The organism is Nitrosopumilus adriaticus (genome assembly GCF_000956175.1).
Taxonomy (GTDB): domain Archaea; phylum Thermoproteota; class Nitrososphaeria; order Nitrososphaerales; family Nitrosopumilaceae; genus Nitrosopumilus; species Nitrosopumilus adriaticus.
The window spans coordinates 1,306,471-1,323,207 of sequence record NZ_CP011070.1 but is presented as its reverse complement, the minus strand read 5'-3'; the positions used below and the strand labels follow the sequence as shown (position 1 = coordinate 1,323,207).

Annotated in this window: 19 protein-coding genes; 6 read left to right on the top strand and 13 right to left on the bottom strand. The window is 32.9% G+C overall.

What is annotated here, in order from left to right:
- Positions 1 to 29 precede the first annotated feature (29 nt).
- Entirely contained in the window at positions 30 to 482 is a 453-nt protein-coding gene (locus NADRNF5_RS07790) for a hypothetical protein (RefSeq protein ID WP_237089245.1), read from the top strand.
- Here the strand turns inward: NADRNF5_RS07790 and NADRNF5_RS07785 are convergent.
- The 3 genes from NADRNF5_RS07785 to thiD are packed head-to-tail and all read right to left on the bottom strand — an operon-like array spanning position 479 to position 2,972.
- Positions 479 to 916, bottom strand: a complete 438-nt coding sequence (locus tag NADRNF5_RS07785) for a GNAT family N-acetyltransferase (protein WP_048116988.1) — start codon at positions 914 to 916, stop codon at positions 479 to 481. The genes NADRNF5_RS07790 and NADRNF5_RS07785 overlap by 4 nt on opposite strands.
- An 8-nt stretch (positions 917 to 924) precedes the next feature.
- Positions 925 to 1,626 (bottom strand): nucleotidyltransferase family protein, encoded by a 702-nt coding sequence (locus NADRNF5_RS07780; protein WP_048119389.1) that lies wholly within the window; start codon positions 1,624 to 1,626, stop codon positions 925 to 927.
- Between the two features lie 53 nt (positions 1,627 to 1,679).
- Complete coding sequence (gene thiD / locus NADRNF5_RS07775; RefSeq protein ID WP_048116986.1) at positions 1,680 to 2,972, bottom strand: bifunctional hydroxymethylpyrimidine kinase/phosphomethylpyrimidine kinase; 1,293 nt, start codon at positions 2,970 to 2,972, stop codon at positions 1,680 to 1,682.
- Positions 2,973 to 3,075: 103 nt separating this feature from the next.
- On the opposite strand from thiD, the gene NADRNF5_RS07770 reads away from it, so the two are divergent.
- The 3 genes from NADRNF5_RS07770 to thiC all read left to right on the top strand — a co-directional run bounded on the left by NADRNF5_RS07770 (position 3,076) and on the right by thiC (position 5,047).
- Entirely contained in the window at positions 3,076 to 3,258 is a 183-nt protein-coding gene (locus tag NADRNF5_RS07770) for a hypothetical protein (protein WP_048119386.1), read from the top strand.
- Positions 3,255 to 3,482 (top strand): hypothetical protein, encoded by a 228-nt coding sequence (locus NADRNF5_RS07765; protein ID WP_048116983.1) that lies wholly within the window; start codon positions 3,255 to 3,257, stop codon positions 3,480 to 3,482. The genes NADRNF5_RS07770 and NADRNF5_RS07765 overlap by 4 nt, the downstream gene beginning before the upstream one ends.
- A 236-nt stretch (positions 3,483 to 3,718) precedes the next feature.
- Positions 3,719 to 5,047: a phosphomethylpyrimidine synthase ThiC gene (gene thiC / locus NADRNF5_RS07760; RefSeq protein WP_048116981.1), complete on the top strand. Its 1,329-nt coding sequence runs from the start codon at positions 3,719 to 3,721 to the stop codon at positions 5,045 to 5,047.
- Here the strand turns inward: thiC and NADRNF5_RS07755 are convergent.
- The 4 genes from NADRNF5_RS07755 to aroC are packed head-to-tail and all read right to left on the bottom strand — an operon-like array spanning position 5,030 to position 8,757.
- Positions 5,030 to 5,434: an NUDIX domain-containing protein gene (locus tag NADRNF5_RS07755; protein WP_048116978.1), complete on the bottom strand. Its 405-nt coding sequence runs from the start codon at positions 5,432 to 5,434 to the stop codon at positions 5,030 to 5,032. The two genes, thiC and NADRNF5_RS07755, sit on opposite strands and share 18 nt — an antisense overlap.
- A 5-nt stretch (positions 5,435 to 5,439) precedes the next feature.
- Complete coding sequence (locus tag NADRNF5_RS07750) at positions 5,440 to 6,291, bottom strand: prephenate dehydrogenase/arogenate dehydrogenase family protein (protein WP_048116976.1); 852 nt, start codon at positions 6,289 to 6,291, stop codon at positions 5,440 to 5,442.
- On the bottom strand, positions 6,288 to 7,658 hold the full coding sequence (locus tag NADRNF5_RS07745; RefSeq protein ID WP_192828310.1) for an aminotransferase class I/II-fold pyridoxal phosphate-dependent enzyme: 1,371 nt from the start codon (positions 7,656 to 7,658) through the stop codon (positions 6,288 to 6,290). The genes NADRNF5_RS07750 and NADRNF5_RS07745 overlap by 4 nt, the downstream gene beginning before the upstream one ends.
- A 4-nt stretch (positions 7,659 to 7,662) precedes the next feature.
- The gene (gene aroC, locus NADRNF5_RS07740; RefSeq protein ID WP_048116970.1) at positions 7,663 to 8,757 is read right to left on the bottom strand and encodes a chorismate synthase; all 1,095 of its coding nucleotides are present in this window, start codon (positions 8,755 to 8,757) and stop codon (positions 7,663 to 7,665) included.
- A gap of 268 nt (positions 8,758 to 9,025) precedes the next feature.
- Between aroC and NADRNF5_RS11645 the strand changes: the two genes are divergently transcribed.
- Entirely contained in the window at positions 9,026 to 10,444 is a 1,419-nt protein-coding gene (locus NADRNF5_RS11645; protein ID WP_052661907.1) for a PAS domain S-box protein, read from the top strand.
- Positions 10,445 to 10,545: 101 nt separating this feature from the next.
- On the top strand, positions 10,546 to 10,857 hold the full coding sequence (locus NADRNF5_RS11640; RefSeq protein WP_052661906.1) for an ATP-binding protein: 312 nt from the start codon (positions 10,546 to 10,548) through the stop codon (positions 10,855 to 10,857).
- A gap of 309 nt (positions 10,858 to 11,166) precedes the next feature.
- Here the strand turns inward: NADRNF5_RS11640 and aroA are convergent, their stop codons facing one another.
- Genes aroA through NADRNF5_RS07705 form a run of 6 tightly spaced genes read right to left on the bottom strand, consistent with a single transcriptional unit; the run spans position 11,167 to position 16,648 of the window.
- Positions 11,167 to 12,435 carry a 3-phosphoshikimate 1-carboxyvinyltransferase gene (gene aroA, locus NADRNF5_RS07730; RefSeq protein WP_048116967.1) on the bottom strand — a complete coding sequence of 423 codons (1,269 nt, stop codon included), beginning with the start codon at positions 12,433 to 12,435 and terminating at the stop codon, positions 11,167 to 11,169.
- Positions 12,425 to 13,279 (bottom strand): shikimate kinase, encoded by an 855-nt coding sequence (locus tag NADRNF5_RS07725; protein ID WP_048116965.1) that lies wholly within the window; start codon positions 13,277 to 13,279, stop codon positions 12,425 to 12,427. The genes aroA and NADRNF5_RS07725 overlap by 11 nt, the downstream gene beginning before the upstream one ends.
- The gene (aroE, locus tag NADRNF5_RS07720; RefSeq protein ID WP_048116963.1) at positions 13,279 to 14,100 is read right to left on the bottom strand and encodes a shikimate dehydrogenase; all 822 of its coding nucleotides are present in this window, start codon (positions 14,098 to 14,100) and stop codon (positions 13,279 to 13,281) included. Before aroE ends, NADRNF5_RS07725 begins: the two co-directional genes overlap by 1 nt.
- A gap of 46 nt (positions 14,101 to 14,146) precedes the next feature.
- The gene (aroD, locus tag NADRNF5_RS07715; protein ID WP_048116962.1) at positions 14,147 to 14,815 is read right to left on the bottom strand and encodes a type I 3-dehydroquinate dehydratase; all 669 of its coding nucleotides are present in this window, start codon (positions 14,813 to 14,815) and stop codon (positions 14,147 to 14,149) included.
- Positions 14,812 to 15,873: a 3-dehydroquinate synthase II domain-containing protein gene (locus NADRNF5_RS07710; RefSeq protein ID WP_048116958.1), complete on the bottom strand. Its 1,062-nt coding sequence runs from the start codon at positions 15,871 to 15,873 to the stop codon at positions 14,812 to 14,814. The genes aroD and NADRNF5_RS07710 overlap by 4 nt, the downstream gene beginning before the upstream one ends.
- Entirely contained in the window at positions 15,866 to 16,648 is a 783-nt protein-coding gene (locus tag NADRNF5_RS07705; protein WP_048116956.1) for a 2-amino-3,7-dideoxy-D-threo-hept-6-ulosonate synthase, read from the bottom strand. The genes NADRNF5_RS07710 and NADRNF5_RS07705 overlap by 8 nt, the downstream gene beginning before the upstream one ends.
- Positions 16,649 to 16,737: the final 89 nt, after the last annotated feature.

Genomic DNA, 16,737 nt, shown 5'->3' with positions numbered 1-16,737 from the left:
TTTATTTATCAACTAAATTGTGTTAAACTATGTTTAAAATTAAAATGCGAGTTGAAAATTGGCTTGCATTAACCAGTCTTGTTTTTTTTGTACTGTTTGTTGGTCAAATAATTTCTCTGGAATACTTACTGATTGATGATCAACATCCTGATCTTTATACTCAGAACTTTATTGATTCTAAACTGTTCATGTTTTATTCAATCGGTGCTGGTCCTGCTGGAATTTTAGCTGCTGTTCCTTTTATAATGACAAAAACTTATGGTTCTAAACCCACTGGCATGATCATTGTTGCAGGCGGTGCAATTTTGTTGGTAGGGATGTTGGCCTCTTATTTCATATTGGATTCAATAAATGATGATTATGTTACTGATTATCTTCAGTTAACTCCTATATTGTTTATTATTCTCTCCATCCCTGCAATTGTTGTTGGGGCTTATTTGATGAAAGAAAAAAAGAAACGTCCAAAGAAAGAATATTTCTAGATATGATCCAACCTTAATTCATTAGCTACTTGCTTGAAGCCTAGCTTTTCATAAAATGGTTTAACATCATCTGTGCAATCTAGAATTGTCTTGTAACAGCCTCGTTTTTTTGATATTTCGATTAAATAATTCATAATTTTCTCTCCTATTCTTTGTCCTTGAAATTCTTTATTCACAACCACATCTTCAATGTGTCCAACTAATCCCCCATTATGGATAAACTTTGATTCTATGAGAAGTGTTGTAGAACCTACAATTTTCCCATCTATTTCTGCAACTGCTATTATATGATCGGGATTTGAATTAATTTTTTCAAAAATCTCTTCAGCTTTAGATTTTTCGATATTGCTTGCATTTTTTAATGAATCTAGTGAAATTAGAAATCCATTCCAGAGGTCTTCTTTTCTTAATTCTCTGATAATTGGATCGCTCATTTTTATTTTCAGATCTTACCTAACTTTTGAATATATTCCTGATATGCTTTTTTGTAGGATGCTTTATTTCCAATATCTGTAAACCCATTCTTTGTAAGAAAACTGCTAACTACTTTTTTTCTACTCATGGCTTTTTTAATAACATCGTCCATTCCAAATGGTTTGTTTTTTGGTATGAATTTTAAAATTTCAGGCTCCATTACATAACACCCCATGTTTACATTTGCCTTTATCTCTGGTTTTTCATTCCAGCTTGATACTCTCCCATTCTTCAGCGTATCTATTACTCCATAAGGCAAATTAGTTTTGTATTCGTTTAGACTCATAGTGACAAATGCTTTTTTTTGTTTATGCTGCTTTATCATATTTCTGAGACTAAAATTAAAAATTGAGTCGCCGTAAATGCAAACAAAAGTGTCATCGATGAATTTCTCAGCTGTTTTTAGTTGACCTGCAGTTGCAAGTGGTTTATCTGAAACTGCATATTCTATATTCACTCCTAGTCTTTTACCGTCTTCAAAATAATCTTCGATTGTTTTCCTTAGATAACTAACACATAGTACAATTGATTTAACGCCATTTTTTCTTGTCCATTCAATTAGATGCTCTAAAATTGGTTTTTCTCCTAATGGTAACATTGGTTTTGGAAGAAATGTGGTGTATGGCTGTAGCCTTGTGCCTAAACCTCCGGCAAGAATTACTGCTTTCACAAATTTCATTTGAGAATTGAGTATTTATGTTCAAGGATGAGTTTTGATCATACTCAAATAATCTTCATAATTTTTTTTAAAACATTGTCTGGCGTTTCCCCAAATATTATGATCATTGGCTCTTTTCCAAAATCTCCTTTATGATAAATCACATCTGGTATTTTTGTTGTATTTTTCACAGCTTTTTTGATACCCCACTCAATGGTGGATCCTTTAATTTTCACATTTTTTGGCTCTTCTTTTCTATCATAACTTGAAACAATTAATTTTGATTTTTTAATTTTTGAAATTGTAGTATCTTGATATTTTATATTTATTGCAGAACAGATTTTTGGATATTTTTTATTCATGATTAATAATGCTGTTGCAACATGCTTTGAACCCCCATAATCTAACTCTCCTGCTACTGTAGCACCATTTCCTGATTTTACTATTCTTCCAGAAATTCCTAGAATATCTTTTATTGATTTTGGTTTTTGTTTGGAATAAACATAGTTTATTTGACATTCAGGAATATTTTTGTAAATATTTTTGATTTGAATAAATTTCTCTATGGCCTCTGACAACTCTTTGTGAATAGGATCTTGAATTTCAGTAATTACTATTCCTTTTCCCACTTTCTTTGCGTTTTTAATTGAATTGTGAGTAAATTGCTGGGCAAATCTTAATGATTCTTCTATTGTTTTGTTTTTCGCTAGAGCAAAAACTATAGCTGCTGAATAATTGCAACCACTACCATGATTGATGCTGTTGATTTTCTCTCCAGAAATATAGTATTCTTTATGTTTCTCTAGAATGAAATCTGAAATTTTTTTACTTCCCGTTTGTGCTCCTGTTATTACAACATTTTTAGCTCCCATCCTTTGAATTTTTTTTGCAACCATGCTAGTAGATTTTTTTGATGTTATTTTGGATTTTGATAGTATTTCTGCTTCGTACTTGTTTGGCGTAATAACTGTGGCAAGAGGAATGATGTATTTTTGAAAATCTACAATCGCTGTTTTTTCTATTAGCATTCCGCCAGTAGTTGATTTAATTACTGGATCTACTACAATTGGAATTTTTAATTTTCTTAATTTGGTATGCAGAATTTTAATGATATCAGAATTGTATACCATTCCGATTTTTATTCCATCAATTTTAAAATCCGACATTACAGATAGAATTTGATCTTTTAAAATTTTTTGTGATACTGGCTCTACAATACCAAAATTTGATGTGTTTTGACTGGTAATTGCAGTTACTACAGTAAGACAATGAACATTAAATGATGAAAAAGTTTTGATGTCGCTTTGAATTCCAGCACCTGATGAAGGATCTGAGCCTCCAATTGAAAGTAAATTCATGGTTTTCTATTTTTTTTAGCACTAATTTGCTTTTACTTTACTTTTTTCCAAAACTCTCATTTCATAATATTGATTTTATACTTGAGTGATTATCTACAAGCAAATGACAAAAATTCCGATAATAGATGGATCCCCTGAAGAATTACGATGCACGACTTGTTTACTTCCCATGCAATATCAAACAAAAAAAGATGAAAAATTCCTCTGGCAGTGTTTCAAATGTGGTAAGCAGTTACTTGTATCTACAAATAATGATGTTGAAGAAAGTTGGAGTCCTCCCAGATGACAACTGCCTCTGAAATTGAATCTTTAAAATCTGAAAATCAAAAACTAAGAAAATACATCTCTCTAGTTTCTGCTGAAATTGAATTATCTCAAAGAGTAAAAGAGATTAAGGAAAATTTTGCAAATTCCGATGATTCTAAGCACATTATCACGCCTATAATGGATAGAATTTTTAGAATAAAATCCGAAAAACTAGATCTGCAAAAAGAATTGGAACTTGATTAATTTTAAAATTATGATGATTGAGTTACACAATCAAAAGAACAAAAATCATCTTTTAAACTATAGAACTCCTTTCCACAATGCATACATTCTTTGATTGCTCTCATACTGATCTATAGTGGCATTCTAACATTTAAGGTCGATCTATTTTCTTAATATACTATAAACAATAGTGGTGCGATCTGATTTTTTTTCATTTTTCACTATTGTTTAAATCAGGTAACAACGTAGATTGTTCTATGGCAACACAGATGACTTCAGCTAGACGAGGTGTAGCAACTGATGAAATGAAACAAGTTGCAAAAGACGAAGATGTTTCATTGGATTGGCTTATCCCAAAAATTGCTCGTGGCTCAATTATAATTCCAAGTAATAATTCACGACCGCAAAAAATTCACAATGTTGGAATTGGCAAGGGTCTCAAAACTAAAGTAAACGTAAACATTGGTACTTCAACTCTGAATGTAAATCTAGATGAAGAAATTGAAAAAGCAAAAGTTGCAGTAAAGTATCATGCAGACACCATGATGGATCTTAGTGATGGTGGAGATGTTAAAATGATAAGACAAACGCTAATGGATACTGCACCAATTACTTTTGGTACTGTTCCAATTTATGAGGCTTATAATTATGGTGTTGAAGTTCACAAAAACCCTTTGAATTTAACTGAAGATGATTATCTTAACGCATTTGAAAATAATGCAAAAGATGGTGTTGATTACACGACAATTCACTGTGGGATTACAAAAGATATTGCAAAAAGAATACTAAAGGTTCAGAGATATGGTGGTGTTGTAAGTAAGGGTGGGACCATTACTGCTGCGTGGATGCTAAAACATGATAAAGAAAATCCATACTTGACTCACTATGACTATTTGATTGAGATTGCAAAAAAATATGATGTGACATTTAGCCTCGGAGATGCTCTTAGACCAGGCTCGATCCTAGACTCTCATGATGAGTTGCAAGTTCAAGAGATGATAAATATTTCACAATTAACTAAACGTGCTCATGAACAAGACATACAGGTAATGGTCGAAGGTCCTGGACATGTTCCATTAAACGAAGTTGCAGCAAATGTGCGATTAGCAAAATCCTTAATCGGCGATGTTCCATATTATGTTCTAGGTCCGTTAGTTACAGATGTTGCATCCGGACATGATCATATTGCAAGTGCAATAGGAGCTGCAGTTTCAGCAAGTGAAGGTGTGGATCTTTTATGTTATCTTACTCCTTCTGAGCATCTGGCATTGCCTAATGCAGATGAAGTAAAAGCTGGATTAATTGCATATAGAATTGCAGCTCATGCAGGTGATCTTGTTAAAATTCGTGATAAAGTTATCAAATGGGATATGGAAATGACTGAAGCAAGACGTACTTTGGATTGGGAAAAGCAACTTGCACTATCTATAGATCCAGAAGAAGCCGCAAAAATCCACAGTAGAACGGGACAACACCCTGGAAACAATGTCCCATGTACTATGTGTGGTGGCGCTTGTGTTTACATGATGTTACCGCAACAAAAAAAATATGAAAAAGAAAATGATAACTTACAACAAATTGAATAAGACTTTTTGAAGACTAGGAACTGTTTCATATTTTTCTAACTCTTCTATGTTTATCCACTCATATTGTGAATTTTCCCAGTTTAGTTTGACTGTTGGATTTTCTGCCTCAAACAAAAATGGGTATATCTCCCATTCGTGATTTTGATATTGTGGGGAATTAACTCTCATTCCTGCTGCTGATTTTACAAGTCTGATTTCATCTTCTGTGATTCCGACTTCTTCAAAAATTTCTATCTTTGCTCTTTTCAATGGCTCTTCATTATTTTCGATGATTCCGCTTACCCCCGCCCAGAGACCTTTCATTGATTTTACTTTGTCGCTTCTTTTCAAAATCAATAATTTGTCATTACTTCTAATGAACGACGTAACAATTTTTGTTGAACGCATGCCTACTATTTTTCAACTGCTTTTACCATTTTTGTCATTCTTTTGTATGATTCAGCAACATCAGTATGCTTGGCTAACCTCTCTTGACATTCTTTGATATATGTAATCACTTCTTCAGTCTTTGATTCTTGTACTGCAGTAAGTAATCTTCCAATATCTTTCCAAAGCTCTTCTGCAACTCTCCTAATTTCTGGATTAGCGATAATTGTTTCAATAAGTTCTGGAGATTCTGTCATGATACTTTCTGCTAATGTCTTTTGAACTCTAAATGTGGTGCCTGACATTTTTTCTGTAAGATTCATTTTTTCGTCTTTTGAAATTATATTTGCAAAAACTAAATTCATCAAATGAGTCAATCCCAAAATAACTGCAATTTTTTTATCATGCTCTGCTGCATCAATTGTTACAAAGTTTGCACCTTCAAACAATGTTTTTGCTACTGTTAGTTCTTTTTTAGCATCTTTAATGGGGACTGAAATAATGTTTTGACCTTTGATCGTTTTTGTTCCAGGACCAAACATTGGGTGAATACATATTGGATTAATCTTATCTGGCATTTTTGACAATGATGAAACCACTTTGGATTTTTCTGATGATATTTCAATAAGATATGTGCCTCTCTTCATCTCTTTTGCTATCAGTCTAATAATTTCTGGAGTTCTTCTTGTTGGAGTACATAACACTACATAATCTGATTTTAGGATTGATCCTACTAAAGAATCTGATGAAATAATATTTTTCCCTGCAATTTTATTTTCTGAATCATATCCTGTTACTTCAAAATCCTTCGCTGCAAAATATTTGGCAAACCATTGTCCCATTTGACCTCCTGCACCAACAACTGTAATCTTTTTCATTGTTTTTCACTCATGATGTTACTCAGTATATTCATTCCCTCAATTAGTGTTTTCTCGTCTTGACATGCAGAAATTCTGATGAAATTCCTGTAATTCCCAAACCCTTCTCCTGGTGCTACGGCAAGTCCTTTTTCAAGACTGGAATTGGCAAATTGAATTCCGTCAAATCCTTCCTGATTATTTCTAGCAAAAATGTACATTGCGCCATCTGGAACTACAAAATCTAACCCTATCTCAGATGCCTTTTCAATCAACAAATCTAGTCTATTTTGAACCGTATTAGAATTGTTGGATGTGTCCGCTTCTAGAGCCTTCATGGCGATATATTGGATTGGTTCTGAGACATTTGTTAGGCATAATGCCTCTAATTTTGCCATTTTTTCAATAATTTCTGTATCTGCAATTGCATAACCAATTCTAAATCCTGTCATGGCATGAGATTTTGAAAATGATTGAGTAACTATGCTTTTCTTATAATCATATGATAGAATACTTTTCCAGTTAGATTTTGCATATTGAGAATAGATTTCATCACTTAGTACATACAGATCATTTTGTTTGGCCAACTCCACAATCGTATCTTGAAGTTTTTCAGAAAGTATTTTGCCTGTTGGATTGTTTGGATAATTTAGCACAATCATCTTTGTGTTTGAATTTATTGTATTTTTGATCTGCTCTAATGATGGATCCCATTTTTCTTCCAAAGTTGTACTGATAGTTCTTACTTTTATTCCTGCATTAAGTGCACAATCTTTGTATGCTGGCCATGCAGGTTCTATTACTATCATTTCATCACCTGGATTGAGAAGTGTAGTAATTGCAGTAAATATTGAAAATCTAGCACCCGGGCTGACAATAATGTTATCTTCAGTTACTTTAGCATTGAATTTTTTAGAAGCATATTTTGCAAGTGCCTCTCTGAAAGTTGGCATGCCTCTAGCTTGACCATATTTCAAAAACCCTTTATCAAATACTTCTTCTAATGCTTTTTTAACAATTAGTGGTGGTAGAAAGTCAGGCTCTCCTACTTCCATATGGATAATTTTTTTTCCTTGCTGCTCCATTGATTTTGCTTTTAGGAATATTGAGAGATGTGTTTGTTTGTTGACTGATTGAACTTTTACTGATTCATTTAATAGAAAATTGAAAAATTTTGTTGCAATAGATTCTTCCAGTCCAATTTCATCACATAGTGAAATTACTTTTCGACGTAAATTATCTTCTCTGACCTCATCTGTGACACCTTTTCCAATATTTTTTTTAACCTCACCAATTTCTTTTGCAATGTCTGTTCTAATTTTTAATAATTTTATCATTTCAAGTGTTACTTGATCCATTTTATTTCGAAGATCATTGATATCTGACATTTTCTTACAAAACAGGCTTGATTGCCCCTGCAAGGAGTGCATGATCTGCAATAGTTAATGCAACTAGTGAATCTACTACTGGGGGGGCTCGTGGAACTACACATGGATCGTGTCTTCCTTTCACCTGGAGGATTGCTTCTTTTTTCGTCTTGATATCAACAGTATTTTGTTTTTGTGCAATAGATGATGCTGGCTTGAATGCAATTCTCATTGTAATTGGCATTCCATTTGAAATTCCACCAAGAATTCCTCCTGAGTTGTTTGTCTTTGTAATTATCTTTCCTCTTTTCATTATATACAGGTCATTATTTTCCGAGCCATGAATCTCTGAACCTCTAAACCCTGAACCAAATTCAATTCCTTTAACTGAAGGAATTGAAAAAATAGCTTTACTCAAATCTGATTCTAATGAACTAAAGATTGGTTCGCCTAGTCCTACTGGAACATTTGTCGTAACAGATTCAATAATGCCTCCAAGTGAATCACCTTTTTTACGTGCATTTAGAATATTTTCCCTCATCATCTTTGCAGTTTTATTTTCTGGACATCTAACTTCATTTTTATAAATTGATGGAACCATTTTTTCATTGAAATTTTTCTCCATCTTTATTTTTCCAATTTGCGATGTAAACGAATTTGTTTCAATTCCTAGTGTAACTTTAAGTAATTTTCTTGCAATTGCTCCACCCATTACGTGTGTTGCAGTAAGTCTTCCAGAAAATCTACCTCCGCCTCTATGATCATTAAAGTGATTATATTTTATCATGGCCGGATAATCTGAATGGCCCGGTCTTAGTTTTGTCTTTAAATTTTCATAATCTTTTGATTTTTGATCACTGTTCCAAATTAACATGGTAATTGGGGCGCCTGTTGTAAATCCTCTAAACACTCCTGAAACAATTTCTACAATATCTCCTTCCTTTCTTTGTGTTGATATCATATTTTGTCCAGGCTTTCTCAAGTCTAGCATCTTCTGGATTTCTTTTTCCTCGATTTCTAGACCTGCAGGACACCCATCTAACACTGCACCGATAGCTTTTCCATGGCTTTCACCAAAACTTGTTAAAATTAGACGCTGACCAATTGAACTTCCCGGCAATAATCTACTAAAGTTAAATGATGCTTATAACGGTAATCCAAAACAAATTGTTGATTTTAAGTATGATATTAGGCATGAAAAACCGTACTTTTTTGATGTTTTCTCATTTTATTTGACTGCCAAAATAATGCTTGTAGGTGTATGTGATTGGATTTTGAATTTTTTCAAAACAGTGAACGCATATTCATTATTTGTTACTAATTGATTTTTTTAACAACTCAAAAAAATGTTTAACAATGACAGTTAATCCATTTCAAATAACTGTAAATTGAAGATTCGCACAAAATTAGCTCTAGGACTAATACTGATAATTGGAATTTTTGTTGCAGGTCAGTCTTACAATAGTTATTTATCTTCTGAGATTAACTCTGTTGCTGAATACCACAATTCTATGAGTATTCCTGCATTAACGCTTCTGGGAGATATTGAAAAGTCTTTCATTACTGCTAACCATTATGTACATTATTACATTATTTTTCCTAATGAGAAAACAAAAAATGCCTATTTGGAATCACAAACTACTTTTCTTAATCATGTCCGTGAATATGAAAATTTGTCGTTTGCAAAAAATTCCTTGGGTGATGATTTAGCTGATGATAGGATGAAAAATATGATGAATAATTATGTTGATCACTATGAAAATATCTTTGCTGAGTTTGTCTTAACGTCTGATTCTATTATTAGTAATGTGGACTCTGGAGATAGTGAGACTGTAATATTATTAATTCAAGATTTGGATGTAATTTATGATGACTTTCAAAATATATTAGAACAAAATTATTCTATGGAAAATACTGGAATAGAACTAGAGCAAAATTCTATTAATAACATCTCTGCTCAAATAACAAATTCTAATTTGATCTTAAATATTCTTTTAGGATTAGTATCTATAATCATTGTTATAATAATCTCATTTGATATTTCTAAACAAGTAGAGTCTTTGAAACAATTAACTTCTCAAATTTCCGATAAGCAATACGATATCGTTTCCACTCATTCTAAAAATGAGTTTGATGCTCTAAGAAATAAAATCATTGAAATGGGTAATACTGTAAAATCCTCCGTACAAGAACTTGAAAATTTCAGAAAGGCATTGGATAACTCTGCAAGTGTAACAATCACAGATCCTAATGGTGTAATTACTTATGTTAACGAGCAATATTGTCAAATTTCACAATATTCTAGAGATGAATTGGTTGGTAAGACCCACAAAATTGTCCAATCAGGATATCATACTTTTTCATTCTATGAAGATATGTGGGATACTCTCAAATCCGGAAAGACTTGGAGTGGTGAAATAAAAAATAAATCAAAAGATGGAACTTTTCATTGGGGTAAAACCGTGATCACTCCTGTTATTTATGATGGAAATACAATACATCATTATATTGAAATCCGAACTGACATTACACCACGAATAAAACTTCAGGAGAAAATACTAAAACAAGAAAAACTTGTTACTATAGGTGAACTATCTGCAAGATTGGCGCATGATATACGAAACCCTCTATCAATCATTCAAGTATCTCTTGAAAATCTAAAATTAATGTCTAAAGACACAAAAATCGATCAAAAACATTTTGATAGAGTAGAACGTGCAATAAGTAGGATATCTCATCAAATTGAAGATGTTTTAGGTTTCATTAGAAATGAACCTATGCAAATTGAAAAACACAAATTTCTGTAATTATTGCTGATGCATTAGATTCAATCAATCTTCCAAATAACATCTATTTTGATATTTCAAAAAATGACTTTGAATTTTATTGTGATAAAAAACGTCTTGCAGTGGCTCTTACTAATCTAATTATTAATGGAATTCAAGCCATTGATGGAAAAGGTGAGATAAAAATAAACTGTGAAGAACATGCAAATGAAATTATGATTTCTATTCAAGATTCTGGAAAAGGAATTCCTAGTGATATGAAAGAACATATCTTTGAACCACTATTCACCACAAAACAACAAGGAACAGGACTTGGCTTGGCGAGTGTCGCCTCTATTGTCAGAGGTCACAATGGTATCATTTCTGTAACTTCTCCACCAACAATATTTACCATAACTCTTCCAAAGAATCCTGACTCAGAAGATTCAGTCTAATTTTGAAAAGTAAATTCCTTTGATTTTTTCATAAATTCATATTTCGTTTCTTTTTGAGGATCTAGTGTGCCTACTAAAAAATTACATAATTATTATATTTTTATTGAAATAATTATAATATAATCTTAAATATAATAATTACATACACATTATATGGAAAAACGTGTAAATTCTAAACCATAATTTGCGCGGCCCTGCGAAAAAGACATGTTATCTACGCAAAAGCGTTGTGGGTGAGGAGAATGCTTTTCACCCTATACAGGGTCGCGCCTTTTACCCCTTTTACTTGATTTTTTTAAATAATTTTTTTCAGTCCACTTGAATTTTTCCGCCAATACGATTCATCTCTTCTATGAAATTTGGAAATGAAACATTTACTGATTCTGGATCTGATACTGTGCAATCTCCTATGTACATTCCAGCAATACAAAAAGACATGAATAATCTATGATCATTTTCGGAATTAAGTTCAGCTCCTTTCAAATTTTCTGAAGACTCTAAGATTAAGCCGTCTTCTTTTTCTTGAATATTGATTCCTAATTTAACAAGTTCTCTTGCAATTATTGCAATCCTGTCTGTTTCTTTTAGTCTTGCATGTTTTACATTTACTATTTCAATTGGTGATGATGATTTTAAAGCTAAAATTGCAAGGGGTGGTAAAAGATCCGGTGAATTACTCAAATCAAATTTTCCACCAGTTAGTTTTTCAGGTGATTTGATTTTGATTTCTTCCTCATTGATCATAACAGTAACTCCTAATTGTTCTAGGATATCTATGAAAACTTCATCACCATGTGGTAAATTTCCTATGTTGCCCTTAATTGTAATTTCATCACCATTAAGAACAGTTGATGAGAGAAGTAATGCGAGACTAGAAAAATCAATTGGAACAGTAAATGTTGCCTCTTTGTATCTTTGTGGTGTGATGTTATATCTTTTGTATGGAATTAATGTCTGAACTGACACTCCAAACTTTCTCATTGTAGCTATTGTTGCATCAAGATATGGTTTTGATACCAAGTTCCCCTCAATTGTAAGATTAATTCCTTTTTCTGTAAGTGGCGCACTAATCAACAACGCTGAAATAAATTGACTAGAAAAATTTCCTGGAATTTTGACATCTCCTCCAGAAATCCTTCCTTTGATTTTGATTGGTGGTTTCCCATCAGTTGAATTGCATTGTGCACCAATACTTGATAATGCATCAAGTAACGGTTGCATTGGTCTTTTTTGTAAACTGGAATCTCCCGTTAATGTTATCTCTTCAGAAAATAAACTGGCAATCCCTGATGCAATTCTAATGGTTGTTCCTGAATTTTCGGTATTGATTTCAGGTACGATTTTGTCAAATTTTATGGGATTTTTTACAATTATTGATGAATTCTCAATTATCATTTCTGCACCAAATTTTTTACAAGCTTCTATTGTTGCAGTTGTGTCTGCAGAGTGTAAGAAATTTTTAACTTCACTATTTTTTCCAGCAAGTGATGCCAGAAATATGGCCCTATGAGTATAGCTCTTGTTTGCAGGGCAAATTATTTGCCCTGAAATCTTTGACTTTTCAACTTTACACTTCATGAACTTCAGCCTTTTTATTATTCACCTTAGAGACAATTACTCTTCCTTCAAGAGGAGAGAATATTTTTTTAATATTTGACTCGTTATCTTTTTTTACAATTGCTGCAATTGCAGGACCATTTCCAGAAACTGAAGCTGCAATTGCTCCTTTTTCAATTAAACTTGTAATGATTTTAGGATCTGAATTAAGAATTGAAGCAGTAGCTAAACCATTAATTATCATTGCTTCCCAGTAGTTTGCTTTTTTTGCTAATTCCCAAGCATTTTCAAATACAGTTGATAGCACTTTGAGATTCTTCAAATTCCCGCGTTTTCTATTTTTTGGAATAAATATCACTGCTATCAAATTGGTCGGCCCTTTTTCAAAATGTATTCTTCTTTTCTTTGCATTATCAGTTACATTAAACCCTCCATAGTAACATGAACACGCATCATCATATGCTCCAGTGATGCTCACTTTGGATTCAATTGATGCATCAACTCCTGCAAGCAAAATCTGCTGATCCGTGAATTTAGGTTTGAATATCTTTGCACATGCAAGTGCAACTGCAGATGAAATTGCACTTGAACTCTTTAATCCGTACCCAGTTGGAATTTCTGAATCCAACTTAACTAGAATTTTATTTTGCTCCAAATCTTTCTTTGAGATAATCTTCTCAATTGTTTTGTTGATTAATCGGGAGCTGAGAGTTTTATTATCTGACTCTATGGTGATTCCTTTGCCTGGACTCGTCTCTATTGTTGCCTCAACTGTTAAATCTATGCCTAGAGTTGCGCCTTTTTGATTTGCAATTGCATTTACTAGTGATATTGCTCCATGGACTGTAGCCTTTGCTTTTGCCATCAAAATCCTCCTAACAATGCTTTTTTCATGGCATTATAAGGTGCTTCCATTCCATGCCATATCTCAAAGGCTCTTACTGCTTGCCCTAGTAGCATTTCATAACCAAAAATTATTACTGCATTTTTTGCTTTTGCTTTTTTTATAAAATCTGTATTCATTGGCATGTAAACAATATCATAAACTATTGTTTTTTCATTGATGCCTTCTAAAGAAATAACACTTGGCTCATTTTTTAGTCCTACAGAAGTTGCATTTACTATTATGTCATAATCTTTAGAAGATTCTTTTACATCCTCAATTTTCATGGCATTTGCATCAAGCCCAATCTTTTTTGCAAATTCTGAGAGATTCATTGCATTTTGCAAAGTCCTGTTTGCAATTGTTATGGATTTTGCTTTTTCTTTAGCAAATCCTGCAACTATTGCTCTTGCTGCCCCCCCTGCACCAAGAAGAAGAACTTTTTTGTTTTCTATGATTAATTTCTTCTTCTTAAATGGCTCTAGAAAACCATCCATGTCTGTATTGTATCCTTTTAGAATCCCATCTTTGTTTGTAACAGTATTTACTGCACCAATCAAACTACAAGATTCATCCATTTTATTCAAATACTTCATCATCTCTACTTTGTGGGGAATGGTGATGTTGAATCCGTCAATTTTTATTTTTTTGAGTCCCTCCACACCTTCTTCTAATTCCCCAACTGGAATTCTATATGCAATGTATGAAGCATCTAAATTTAATTCCCTAAATGCTGCGCTATGAATATTTGGAGATAATGAATGATCAATTGGATCTCCTATTACTGCAAATGATTTTCCCATCTTATTTTTCTCACTTGTATGATTGATTTAAACTCTCAAATGACAATTATTTTAGATTTGTAATTTTTTTTACTTCATCAACACTGAATTGACCTGGTGCTACTGCTTTTCCCAAAGAGACGTACGTGTATGGGCTGCCCAAATATAGGCACAAAATCCTTGATATTCTTCCCATATCTCCCATTGCAAATGATATCAAATTATTTTTCCCTTTTTTACTATACAACTCTAGCATTCTAGTTGCGTCATCTGTTGAATTTGCTGTACTGACAATTTTGACATTGTTTGAAAACTTGGACATTTGAGCAATCTTCTTTTTTAATTCTGCAGACGTTGGAGTTTTTTTAAAGTCATGCCATGAAACAAGTAGTTTTGTTTTTGTTGATTTGAGATATTTTGTTAATGCTGAATTTTTCTTTAGTGTGTTAAATTCCACATCTAACAAAAATGGATTATATTCTGCAATAAGCTTGAGAATTGCAATTCTTTCTTTTTCATTTCCAGAAAATTTACCCCCTTCTGTTTTAGGTCTTAGTGTGCAGACAATTCTATTTAGATCTTTTTTGATTAATTCCAATGATTCTGGAATTTGTTCAATTTTTAAAAAATCAAATCTCACTTCAACAAAATCTGATTTCTTTAATGCAATTTTTAATGTCTGTTTAATTTTATTTGGTGTTTTTTCAGCAATTGATACACAAGTTTTGTACTTCATTTTTCTAAAATGTATTCATCAGAAACTTCCATTCCAAAATGTCTGCCAGTTGCAGGCTTTGAATGAACCATAACTGTGTCTCCTTTCTTGAGATGTGTTACTGAGACTAGTTGTCCATTTGGTTTTACAAATCTAATTGTTTCAGCATCTTGAGCTATTATTCCTCCGATTTCTCCTCCTGCAGAAGCTTTTATCATCAACATTGGCCTTCTTTCTATTTTTGATCTTCCCACAGTTGCTCTTCTTGCCTTTCCTTTAGAATTTAGAATTAAGACTTCAGAACCTGTTTCAACTTCTGAAAGATAGTTTGTTGTACCGTCAGGTGATAATGTGTAACAATGAACTGCGCCGGCATTAACTCTGAATGGTCTAGGAGATGTAAATGATGAACCTACTGATTCGTTGTGTACAAGAAACAAAAAGTTTGATCTACTCCCAATTAACATGCCTTCCCCTTTGTGAAGCATTGATGCGGTATCTACACATACTCGTTCTCCGTCTCCTACCTCTTTAATCTCGATAATCTTTGCTGGTTTCATATCGAAACTTCTTGTTCCTAGGTATAGCATTGCCTCTCTAACCTCGTTAATTGAATCTGTGTTGAAAATAACTCCATCTACCCCTACTTCTAAAATTGAGAACATCTTTCTTACCTCCTCAGGAGTTTTTGCTATTGCAAAAATCTGTGTGTGAATTTTGTGGAGTTTTGCAATAATGTTTTCTAAAGGAATTATTTTCCAATCTTTCACTTCTACAATGACAAAGTCTAATCCTTTCTTTGCAACAGTAAGGATATGATCAATATCTGAATTTGATAATACTTGAAACTTCATGCCTACTTTCTTGCCTTTTGGTTTTACCATTCCTTCTTTTTCAAGAACTACAAAGTTTGATGCATTTGAAGGGTAAACTGTTTTAATTTTTGTTTTCTTCTTTCCTAATTTTTTTGGATCGATATACAACATTTTGATTCCTTCTGATTCTAACTGTGGAAGAAATTTAGCTAGCTGTGTTTGTGAGACTTTGGGTGAAATAATTAATTCTCTATTTTTACTCAATTTTCTTCATTGCTTCCTTTGCAGTTACTTTTCTAAAAATTATATCAGCTAATGCCTCAACTATTTTTTCAGGTGTTTTATGTGCAAAGATGTTTCTACCATATGTAACTCCTTTAGCTCCTGCAGTCATGGCATCTTCTGTCATTTGAAGAATATCTAAATCTGTTTTTGCTTTGGGTCCACCTGCAATTACAATTGGTACTGGAGTACTTTTTACGATTTTTGCAAATGAATCAATGTCGCCAGTGTATAGTGTCTTTACAATGTCTGCGCCACATTCTGCCCCAATTCTTGCAACATGACCTACAATTTCAGGTTCATGTGGATCTTTGATATTTTCCCCTCTTGGATACATCATTGCTAAAAGTGGCATTCCCCACTTGTGACATTGGTCTGCAGTCATTCCTAATTGTTCTAGCATCTCTGGCTCTTCCTTGCCTCCAATATTGATGTGCAATGAAACTCCATCAGCACCCATCGCAACTGCTTCCTTTACTGTTCCAGTAAGCATTTTTCGGTTAGGTGATAACGATAATGATGTGCTACTAGAGAAATGAACTAAAACTCCAACTTTGGTTGGCTTTGGTAATGCTTTGAGAATTCCTTTATTGATAATTACACTGGTAAGACCATGGCCCTCACATTTGTAAATTGTAGATACTGGATCTTCTAGACCTTCAATTGGCCCATTTGAAATACCGTGATCCATTGGGATACATAACATTCTTCCTTTTCGAAGAATTCGATTTAATCTGATTTGATTGCCTGATACCATGCGTTGATCTGCTTTTTGTGCCCTACTTAAAAATAACGTGACTCGTAAATCATGTATTTTTTAAATTGAGCACAAATTACTCATTGAGT